Genomic DNA, 381 nt, shown 5'->3' with positions numbered 1-381 from the left:
AACGGCCCTCCCGGGACGAGCAGCGCGCGCCCGGGGCGAGCCGCACGTCGATCCGGCCGATGTGGACGTGCACGGTGGGCTGCTCCGGCGCCCGGACGGCGGCCCGGGTCACCGGCGCGAGGCGCCCCGGCGAGGCGGGCGGCGCGGGCCGTACCACGGTCGCCGCGACCGCGGGCGCGGGCGCCGCCGGCCGCGGCGGCGAGACCGGCACGGCAGACGGCGACGGTGGATCCGCCGCCCCGGCGGGCCGGGGCACAGTCTCCACCCGGTCGACGGTCACCTCCCGCAGGACCCGCGTCGTCTCCTGCCGGCTGACCGGCGCGGTCGCGGGCGGACGCGGCGGCACCACCTCGGGCGGCGCGGCGGCGGGACGGGCGGGTC

The 381-nt window shown here is 83.2% G+C and carries 1 pseudogene; it reads right to left on the bottom strand.

Going from position 1 to position 381, the window contains the following annotated elements:
* Positions 1 to 381: pseudogene (locus ACSNN7_RS29085) on the bottom strand (hypothetical protein); the annotation flags it as partial.

This window comes from Micromonospora sp. URMC 105 (genome assembly GCF_051386295.1).
GTDB lineage: Bacteria > Actinomycetota > Actinomycetes > Mycobacteriales > Micromonosporaceae > Micromonospora.
Note: the sequence above shows the minus strand (reverse complement) of the source record. Positions and strands in the feature narration are given on the sequence as shown.